Source organism: Gordonia rhizosphera NBRC 16068, from assembly GCF_000298195.1.
Classification (GTDB): Bacteria; Actinomycetota; Actinomycetes; order Mycobacteriales; family Mycobacteriaceae; genus Gordonia; species Gordonia rhizosphera.
In genome coordinates, this window is record NZ_BAHC01000207.1 from 1 (window position 1) to 9,937 (window position 9,937).

Annotated in this window: 9 protein-coding genes and 1 pseudogene; 8 read left to right on the top strand and 2 right to left on the bottom strand. The window is 56.6% G+C overall.

Features of this window, described 5'->3' with window-relative positions:
- Positions 1-180: 180 nt before the first annotated feature.
- From GORHZ_RS25130 to GORHZ_RS29745, 6 genes and pseudogenes are all read left to right on the top strand, one after another.
- Positions 181-504: pseudogene (locus GORHZ_RS25130) on the top strand (HNH endonuclease); the annotation flags it as partial.
- A gap of 268 nt (positions 505-772) precedes the next feature.
- On the top strand, positions 773-955 hold the full coding sequence (locus GORHZ_RS25135) for a helix-turn-helix domain-containing protein (RefSeq protein ID WP_006338117.1): 183 nt from the start codon (positions 773-775) through the stop codon (positions 953-955).
- 3 nt (positions 956-958) lie between these two features.
- Positions 959-2,599, top strand: coding sequence for a DUF6011 domain-containing protein (locus tag GORHZ_RS25140; RefSeq protein WP_006338118.1), 1,641 nt, complete (start codon positions 959-961; stop codon positions 2,597-2,599).
- Positions 2,600-2,673: 74 nt separating this feature from the next.
- The gene (locus tag GORHZ_RS25145; protein ID WP_006338119.1) at positions 2,674-4,029 is read left to right on the top strand and encodes a DNA primase family protein; all 1,356 of its coding nucleotides are present in this window, start codon (positions 2,674-2,676) and stop codon (positions 4,027-4,029) included.
- 571 nt (positions 4,030-4,600) lie between these two features.
- A complete protein-coding gene (locus tag GORHZ_RS25150) occupies positions 4,601-4,927 on the top strand; it encodes a hypothetical protein (protein ID WP_006338120.1) in 327 nt (108 codons plus the stop codon).
- A gap of 167 nt (positions 4,928-5,094) precedes the next feature.
- A complete protein-coding gene (locus GORHZ_RS29745; protein WP_006338122.1) occupies positions 5,095-5,562 on the top strand; it encodes a hypothetical protein in 468 nt (155 codons plus the stop codon).
- Between the two features lie 173 nt (positions 5,563-5,735).
- Here GORHZ_RS29745 and GORHZ_RS31120 read toward each other — a convergent pair whose 3' ends face one another.
- A complete protein-coding gene (locus GORHZ_RS31120) occupies positions 5,736-6,068 on the bottom strand; it encodes a hypothetical protein (protein ID WP_006338123.1) in 333 nt (110 codons plus the stop codon).
- A 256-nt stretch (positions 6,069-6,324) separates the two neighbouring features.
- Between GORHZ_RS31120 and GORHZ_RS25165 the strand changes: the two genes are divergently transcribed.
- Both GORHZ_RS25165 and GORHZ_RS31125 read left to right on the top strand, forming a co-directional pair.
- Positions 6,325-7,179, top strand: coding sequence for a phage major capsid protein (locus GORHZ_RS25165; protein WP_006338124.1), 855 nt, complete (start codon positions 6,325-6,327; stop codon positions 7,177-7,179).
- Positions 7,180-7,299: 120 nt separating this feature from the next.
- A complete protein-coding gene (locus tag GORHZ_RS31125) occupies positions 7,300-7,773 on the top strand; it encodes a hypothetical protein (protein WP_006338125.1) in 474 nt (157 codons plus the stop codon).
- A gap of 434 nt (positions 7,774-8,207) precedes the next feature.
- On the opposite strand, the gene GORHZ_RS25175 is transcribed toward GORHZ_RS31125, so the two are convergent.
- Entirely contained in the window at positions 8,208-9,932 is a 1,725-nt protein-coding gene (locus tag GORHZ_RS25175; RefSeq protein ID WP_083877436.1) for a recombinase family protein, read from the bottom strand.
- Positions 9,933-9,937: the final 5 nt, after the last annotated feature.

The window sequence follows — 9,937 nt, forward strand, 5'->3', positions numbered from 1 at the left end:
GATGGTGTTGACGATTGGACCTTCTGGTTCTCGACGCCGGTGGCGAGGCTGATCCGTTCCGTGATTCCGCCTTCGCGAACCAAATCCATTGAAGAACAAGGTATTACGGGTTTCATCCTGGCCTGTGGATAACCCGCCACAGCGGCGCTATTCGCACAGGTGTTCGACTACCATGGGGGCATGCCGATCGACAACCTGCTCCCCACCGTCCGTGACCTGACCATCACCTCCGACGCCACCGGCCGTGAGGTGTTCGACACCACCAAGATCCTGATGGGCCTGCGGAACGTGGTCGACCACCAACTCGCCGTGCACGCCGGCGCCCTGGACCGGCTGGGGGTGGCACGGCAGACCGGTGGCAAGACGCGTGCCCTGTTGATCGAGATGGGTGCCGCACCCACGGTGGCGGATCGGTGGCTGCGGATTGCGGCCGCCTTGACCACCCTGGAGCGGATCGCGGCGTATTCGGGGGATGGGGTCTTCTCCTCAGAACACGTGGCCGCTTCCGATTGCCACCCTGTTGACCTGGGCGGATAGCGCACCCTCAACTCCGGGTTGAGAGTTTAGGTCGGGCAGTGCTGTTTGTGACCAACGGTCTGAACTGGGCATATACGCGAGTGCTTGCCCATAACCCCAGGTCGCGGCTAGGGTGCTCGTCGTGGACCCCCTGTGTCCGCATCACGGCGCATCGTCGCAGTGAACCATCTACCCACACAAGGTCTCTCCCGACACGGGAGGGGCCTTATTTTGTTGTGCCAGAAGGGATTTAACCATGACGAACAACCGGCTGTATACGATCGAGCAAGCGGCAGAGATGCTAACTGTAAGTCGCCCAACGATTTACAACATGATCCGCGACAACCAACTCGCGGCGACCTACGTGCGCTCGCAGATGAGGGTCAGCCAAGCATCGATCGATGCGTTCATTGAGCAGAACACCACGCTAGGTGCGTGAGCCATGTCGAAGCGAAAGACAATCACGATCGAGCGGATGGAGGGCAACGGGACCGTATCCACGGTGATACCGACACCCTGGGACGGCTTTCCGTTCTGTCCAACCTGCCAGCGTCCGGTGTGGAGCAAGCGAATCAAGTTGCCTATCAAAGCACTTGGCATCCCTGGGTTCTGCACTCATTACGGATGTCACGAGAAGCTACCCGATTTCAATCGCAAGTCCTGGGATTTACTCGACAAGTCCTGTTACTCGGAATCATATATGCGAGAAGGAGTTTACAAGTACGCAGGCAATCTCTACCGGGTCACCTACACCATGCATGGAAAGAACAGAGGCGGTCTCACGGCACGCAGGAAAGTCATCGAAGACGGCGAAACCGCTTGGGTGTCAGACGTTGTCGGCCTACGAAAGCTGATGGCAGACGTTGAGAACGCCGAACGATTCTCAGATCGCAAGGCTGTCAACGCAACTGGACCCTTGTACGCGCCGTGTGAGCAGTGTGGCCGGATGCTTACCGAACCGAGATCGATCGAACGGGGCATTGGCGATACCTGTGCAGGCGACCCAGATGCGTTGAACGACAGTGCGAAAAAGGCAACCATAATTGACGAGGCGGATACAGCGTCCAAGCACAAGAAAGTTGACGGCACTTTTGATATGGACACCTTCATGGAATTGAGAACCACTGTGTTGCAATACATTTACGAACTCTACGGCGATCGGCGCGGTCATATCTGCCTCGGCACCATCAGAGATAGGACCGCTGGAAATCCGCGCGGCAAGTGGAGTGAATCATTCTTCAAGTACCCCAGTGAAACTGGCAACTTGCTGGATACCATTGAAGACCAAGTGAATCTCGGTCGTGATGTTTACCTACCCACGTCACTCTGCGTGCTGCCCCAGCGTCGAAGGACGGTACCGAGCAACGTCATCTCATTCGAGGTAGACGAGTACCGCGATAAGGAGCACCTGACAGCATTGCTGAACGACGTTCGCGCGGGCCTGATTTCGTCCGGAACACCGGGGCATTTCCATGTGAGCGTGCTACTCGATCGCGATCTGTCACATGAGGAACTGGGCGCTCTCGGCGAAAGACTCTACCGCGCAGGCGATATCAGCGATGGCGGTAAGTACCTGCCCAACGAGGTGCTACGCATTCCCGGCACGTTGAATATGAAAGCAGTACTGAAGGGCGAGAAACCCCGTCCGGTGTTGCAACGCCGTGCACCGAAGGTGATATCGGTGGAAGCGCTGGAATCGATTCTGCGGCAGCATCAATCGGTGATCGAGCGCAATACGCCGTCGAGCGTCGGTAAGGGCACATGGGACGACATCGACACTGAACCGGTCGAGTGGTCAGCGTTGAACTACAAGGCGCGCAGGGCATATCACAACTGGGCTGAGGGCTCATATCACAACTGGGCTGAGGGCTACTGGCTCGATGCCGATCGCGCTATGTGGGCATTTTTGAACGAGTGTCGTAACAGTGGACTGTCGATCGAGCAAACGTACTATGCCGCAACAGTTCTGGACAAGGAGAGAGCCGGGGTCATTGCGGCTAAGTACCGCCCGGATCAAATTGTCTACCAAGTGAACAAAGTGTATGGAACACCGGGGCGGACGGGGCACAAGCTAGCTCAGTAGCCGAAAACTCAATAGCCATAACCTAAACCGCAGAAAGGTGCAGTGCGGTATGACAATTCAAAAGGCACAACGGCATGGACCCGATAATCACGCAGATTGCCAAGCTAGTTATTCGACGCTACGGCAACCGATTTCACTATGTGGCCCCGAAGATGGGATGGTACATCTACGACGGCCAGCGCTGGAAACCCGATCCGCACGGGACGCTCGTACTGTCCTATGTACGGAAAGTGATTCTAGCACTTCACAGGAAAGCAACCGAGCAGGGAAACACAGACGCGCGCAAGGTATATGACAAGCTGTGCGACGTTAGATGGTACGAGGTGGTCGCACGAGAGATTCGATTGATAAGGGGCGACAAGGATATTCAACAGTTGGATGCTGACCATTATCTGATGAACACTAAGAATGATACAAGCCAACTAGGCAGGGAGACAATAGGAATGACGATTCCCGCAAGTGCGCAGGATTACATGACGAAGATGGCCGGAGGTAGTTTCATTGCAGACGACGACCAGTACGAACGTCGTTTCAGTGCAAGTCAGTTCAAGAGATTCTTGGATATGGTGCAACCCGATCCGGCGGTTCAGCGCCTCATGGCGCAGCACGCGGGTCACGGCGCGCTCGGTGACGCGTCGGGGCAGAAGGCGGCATTTCACCTGGGGCCATCCGGGCAGAACGGTAAATCGGCGTATCACATGATTCTGGTGGAAGCGCTTGGTACGTATGCGCATACGGCACCAGCGGGGTTGTTCATCGGGCGCGAGACGAAAGAGCACCAGATCGCAGCGCTACGAGGAGTGAGATTTCTTGTCGTACAAGAGCTTCCCGCGAATGCGCGGTGGAAGGAGACCCTGTTCAAAGAGGTTGTCGGCGGCGACAATCTGACGGGCTCGGAAAAGTTTAAGGGGCAGTTCACGTTTCGTTCGACGTGTACGGTGTCGGTGCCAACGAATCACATGCCACTGTTGCTCGGTGGTGATGGGGGGACGGCTCGCCGGATCATGGTAATCCCCTGGGAGGTTCGGATACCGGACCAAAAACTGCACGCAGTAGAGCGCATGGTCGGCGAAATAGTCATGAAAGAACTAGACGTAGTTCTGTCATGGATCATTCGTGGACTGCGAGATTATTTCGAGAATGGATGGGTGATTCCGCCCGTCGTTGCTGACGCGACCTACGAGTATTTGCATGAAGATGACCCCGTCGAGAAGTGGATTTCTTCGCGTTGCCAGAAGATTTCTAGCGCAAAAGAATACGTCAGCGACCTCAAAGAAGATTATGACGCCTGGGCCGAGGTCAACCGAGAGGAGAAATTGAATCTTTCACGCTTTACAGGGTACCTGTCAACGAACGGTGTCCATCCCTACAAAAGGACCGAAAAAGGCGTTCTCCGAAAGGGTTTGAGTCTCGGTAAGTTCAAAGCATGAAGGACCATGTACCCCTTGTCGTTAATTGAGTCGCACACACGTATGTAAGGTAATTAACGACAAGAGGTACATCCCTCTACATTTATTTCTTTCCACCCGGTGTTCCTTGCTCGGAAAAGTGGTGAAAAACAATCATTTTCAGCCGACTGAAAAGTGTTGGTAAAAAAGATCATTCACACACGCTGAATCTAGCCTCTCCTGTGGAGATGGGTGCAGATGAGGACCCGGCGGATTAGGAGCCTGAGAAGGCAAACCAGGGGCAGTAAACGGTACGTGGTGTGCAGGCTTGACCTGTATGTTTTGACGGGTAAGGTGCAAAGTGCCGAGTAGATGACCGGGGATTCTTTTTCAATGAGGAGGAATAACCACAACGGTTGTCCCATCTGCCCGGTGGTTGAATGAATGATGGTTCATGTTGCCATTCACCATCAAGTTACTCAGGTCGCGACGACCGGTCGGATGCGATATCCGATTTACATAAGATGCCTTGTCCCACAGTCTGATTCTCTGCTGTGGTGCAGGGCATCTTGTTATTTATTAACTGCGAGAAGCAGTCTCGCGAGGAGGAATCATGGAACAGAAACGTCTGATCGGCATGGATGAACTGATTGAGGCAGACGGCAAGGAGTATCGCGTGGATACGCGGGACCCATTGCGCGGCAAGCTGATCGAGGTCGAGGCGAACACGACTCGTGCTGATGAGCACGGCTTTCCGAAGCTGGTGGGTCATTCATGGCCGGAGCATCACGGGAACGTGCAGCGTGTGGGAAGGATTAAGCGCGTCAAGCGATCCCGCGATGGTTACACGGTCTCGGTATTGCCCGTCGAAGAGGTGGGGGGCACGTTTGTGGTGGACCCAGAGGCGGATGGCGAGCTGGGTGATCTCGATGACTTCTGAGATACGCGACCCGGACGCGGTTATGTCGGCGCTGAAGAGTGAGCGGCGTAAGAGCGCAGCGTTGGGTAAGCGATTGCGCAAGGCAGAGAACGAGATTGAGAGATTGAAGGGTGTCATGTTCGCGTCGTCTGATGTGCTCGTGACCGCAGCAGAACGAGGTGAGAACAATGGCGAATGATGCAGGTACAGAACAGGATACGGGCACGGATGAGTCAGCTGTGGTGGAGCAGCAGGACTCGGCGTCGGACGCTGATGGTCAGCAGCAGGACGACAAGGGCAAACTCAGTCGGGAGTCTGCGAAATATCGCAGCGAACGGAACGCCGCACGTGAGGAGCGTGACGCGTTGAAGGCGCGGGTTGAGGCGATGCAGAAGGCTATGGTGGCCAAAGCCGTTGAGGCACAGGGCTACAAGTCCGCTGCATTCTTCGCGGGGAATGCTGGCAGCGTCGCCGAACTCATTGCCGAGGATGGTTCTGTGGACACCGAAAAGCTCACGGCAGCAATTGAAGTGGTGAGGCAGGATTTTAACTTGGCTCCTGTGAGCAGGGCACCACAGGTTGATCCGTCGCTCGGTCAGTCCAACGCTGGCACCGCTGATGACTCGTGGGTCAACGCCTTTAAGGCTGAGCAGTAATCGCGTTGTGATTCAATGGCATTCGATGCGGCGACGTGTCGAGTGTCGTTGTGTTGTTACGAGATATGTTGTGGCAGTGGGGGGTTACCCCTCCCCCCCGGGGGTGCAGCGAGGCCGGTTGGCCTTGCCCCTGACATCGCGTGTAACTCTGGAATAATGAGTTATGTTGTCGCTCAATCGAATTCGAAGTCGTCATCGTCTGAGTCAAACTCGAAATCGAACGACTCGTCGTCATCCTGAGGAGGCTCGGGAGAGTTATGTTGCTGCGGTGCAGGAGCATCCACAAGCCGCACAATCGTCCTGCGGTTCAGCGTCGCCGTCTCAACCTCATTGCGCGCCTTCATCTTTGAGACGATGTTGCGAACCACCTCCTTTGCTGTGGATGGCCGCGTCTCCGGTATCGGCCAAACACGGTGCACCAGAGCCTCATACGTGAAAAATCCCCCTCCCGCGAGTGCGTCTTCCACACGATCAGCCGTGGTCGTCGGCCTACCAATGGTTCTCATCGTCCCGGTCCTCCTGACCTGCGGAAACTTTCGTTTGTATTGGGCATTGTAGCAGACTGCTACGACGCGCTGACCTGCGCAAACGGCAGTTATGGCCATTGTGCTACAAACCTTGCTACAATCCGGTGATCGCTGGCAGCGCTGGCGTGACTGTCCATCTGTGGTGGCGTCAACAACTCGACAACGTGTCTCGATGCGTCTGCGACGCAACGCGATTCGAGGTCTGTACACGATAATCACAGACAGGACAACAGAAATGACAACTCAAACTACCTCCACGTCGGCCACCGGATGGTCCCCCGACGTTGTATTCTTCCCGCCCCAGGACGCCGTACCCGAAGCTGTTGTGTTGCAAACAGCCACGAATGCCGGTCCCGTCGAAGGCGATGCCGTCGTCGTGCGTGTCCCCTACGTGGACGACGCAGAGGCCGGTGTTACCGCTGAAGGCGACGAGATTCAGGAGTCGGACCCGACTCTTGATGAAGCTGTGGTCTACACGGCGAAAGTTACTCAGCTGGTGCGGCTTTCGCGTGAGCAGTGGACCCAGCCAAGTACGGCAACGCAACTCGCGTCGTCGGTGCGTCGTGCCATCGTGAAGAAAGCTGACGCGCTGTATCTTGCTGCACCAGACCCAGACCCAGAATTAGCACCCGTGCTCGGCCTGGCACTGCGAACCGACCTCACTGCCGCTGACGGCACTGTGGACGCCGATCTCGACTACCTCGTAGACCTCATCGCTGCGCTCGAAGCCGAAACCGCCTCCCCCAGTGTCATTGTCGTTGATCCTGTGGGATGGGCCGATCTTCAGAAGATCAAGCGCGACAGCACGGATAGCAATGAGGGTCTGCTCGGTGCCGGGACCATGGCAACAGAGCGTCGTTTGCTGTCGCTTCCCGTGCTCGTGAACTCTCAGATGCCCGCTGCCACAGGACTTGTCATCGACAAGAACGAAGTGGTGGCCGCGATCGGTCAGGTGGCGGTCGCCACGTCGGATCAGGCTCTCTTCCAATACGATTCTGTATTGATAAGGGCTACAATGCGATTCGGCTTTGCAGTCCCCAGACCAGAACGCATCGGCGTATTCAACACCACGAGTTACGTTGCTGCGTAATTTGAAACTCCCCCGAATCATGCTGCGGGCTGCGGTGATTCGGGGTTGATGCGCGCTGGTCCCGGTCTACAGCTTCCTTCATCCCTGTGGGCCGGGGCCGGTGCTGGAAAGGAGGACATGATGACAAATCTACCAAGTGCCCCAATCACATTCACGAATGACATCCTGCCGTTTGATAACGAGATGACGGAAACAGAGGGCACGCTGCTGATCCAAACAGTCTGGGCGCGTGTGCTTTTCAACATTGCTCCATGCCTTGCTGTGGATGACATCACTACCGTGTGCGGTCCCGCAGAGCTTGTCGTGCTCAAATCCATCCTGCGCGACGCAGTGTTGCGACTCTACGAACGAGGGTCGGGAATCGTGAAAAGTGAGACCAGTGGGGACTTTTCGAGATCGTTTGTGAATAGTGTCGGTGTCGTGTTTCGTCCACAAGAGATAGAGGATCTCCAAAGTCTCTGTGGCAGTGCGTCATCCGCACAGAGAGCGTCCACAGCGGTGACCTGGGGACCCTACTGGGAGCAGGACGCCGACGGTAACCTCGTGCCCGTGGATACCACCGCAGGCGTGCACCCATTCATTCTGGGTTACTAGGCGGCACAAGAGAATTGGGCTGCATCGACGCCAAAAGCGTTGGTGTGGCCCTTTTTTCTGTTTCGGTCGAAATAGCGCGCAACGTGATCCCCGGCAAGCTCGTAGGCACCGCTAGTGCCCAGAACGTCGCCAATGGCGGCAATCAGAAAGACGCAGGTCAGAAGGTAACGTTGCGTGATCCCCCGTAAAGATCAGTACGCGAACCTGCCTGATAACGCCAATGGCGGCATCAGCAAAGACGCAGGTCAGAAGGCACGTTTGGCTTGGCAGAAACGGCACAAAAGCAAGGTGTCTGAGAGTGAGTGGGAGCGCCGACGAGTGACAAAGGTGGACGACCAAAACTGACGGAAAACCGGCGGTTAACCTTTGCTGAGTTCGCTCGTAAAGGCATCACGGGTCTCACGCATCGCGAGACAGTCGCGCGCTACTGGCATTCAATCCGATATCAACGCGTTGATGCCCTCCGCGATGGGGCCGAACACACTGGCAGCGTTGTCGGCATCGATGGAGAACTCGCGCGTGAGCGTGATGTCATCCACGACAGTCCGGTGGTTGTCGGGGTCGACATGCGCCGTGAATGAGACGTGTAACTCGATCTCACGCAACCACAGGTTGCGATCCTGTGTCGTAGACCGCGCCCACCATTCGGCGACAGTCTCCCCTGTGGAAACGTACCGCCACCCTGCCGGAATGATTGGGAGAGCAGACAATTCGGCTTGCTTTGCCGCGAGCGCGGTAATCCGCGCGTCGAGCTTGCTTCTCTGCGGTGTTCCACGGCGAAACTGTTGTGTACCAAGCTGATCGGTCAAGTCTGTCAACAGGGCATCGATATCGGCTAGCTCAGACGTGTGGTCCGACCCCGTATCCCACTGGCGCACATAGCGATTCAATGGACCCATATGCTTCAGAATCTCAGTCTCGACGTACGTCTCAACGTCGTCAAGCGGGATCGATCCGTTGCCGCAGGGGTCACCGACACCGACAGAGGAACACCTGTAGCGGGGCCGTCGGCCACGCGCGCCACGGTATTGGTAGGCAGTGGCACCGCACACGCCACACGTCAGCACGCGCAGTAGCAGAGCATCCGAGCGTATCGTCGTCCTCGTAATCGACCGTGCCGCAAGAGCTTTGCCCACACGATGGAACGTGTCCACGGAGATGATCGGATCGGCCCGCGTGATTGGTGTGCCGTCCTCGGTTGTGAGCACGTATTCGTCGCCAAAGAGCTTTTCGCCCTTATCATTTCGGACATACTGCCCCTGCGGGTCAGTAAGGGGATCGCGCTTCACGATACGTCCGAGCAGGGTTTGTGACGTAAGCAAGCGATGCATACTCGTGGAGTACCATTTGTTGGGTGTCGTTGGCTTACCGCGCAATTCAGCATTCCTGTTGCGCGCGGTCTGCACATCACGTTCAGTGAGATCGATGGCTATCTTGCGGATAGGCTCCCCAGCAATCACACGGTCGCAGATTTCCTGAATTGTCTTGACCTGTGGGGGATCTGGAATGATGCGCCACGCCGAGCGGCCCTCGGAGACCTCGTATTTCTCAGAGACGTATCCCCACGGTGGCGTACCGCGATGCTTACCCGACTCGATAATGTGTTGCGCGGCAGCGGTATTGCGCTCGCGTATCGCTTCCAATTCCATCTCGGCGAAGGTGCCGACGACCAGGGCGATCATTCTTCCCACAGGGCCACTGAGGTCGAAGTGTGATTCGGTGGCAGACACGTACGTGACGTGGTGGTCATCGCCCCAGCGGATGAGATCGGCCAGGTCCAGCATTCGCCGCGCGATGCGGTCGAGTCTGGCGAACACGATGACATCGAAATCGTCGGCACGATGTCGCATCCATCCCCCGAGTTGCGGGCGATCGATCGGCGCGACCTTGCCAGCGGATACGTCCAAGTCCTCGGCAACACCAACGACGTTGTAGCCACGCTCTGCGCATAGCTTTGCGCACACTTCACGCTGCCTCTGTGGCGACGTTGTGGCCTCAGTGGTCCGAGACAACCTGACCACAATGAGAGCGCGTAGCGGGGCAGAGGGTGCCCGTTTTCGGGCAGGCTCTTGCGGGGCACGGTGGGTAGATTTACCCATCGTTCGTTCTGTTCCATTTCCCATGTGACCAGCATAGACGTGGGTAGAAATATCACGCATCCGCG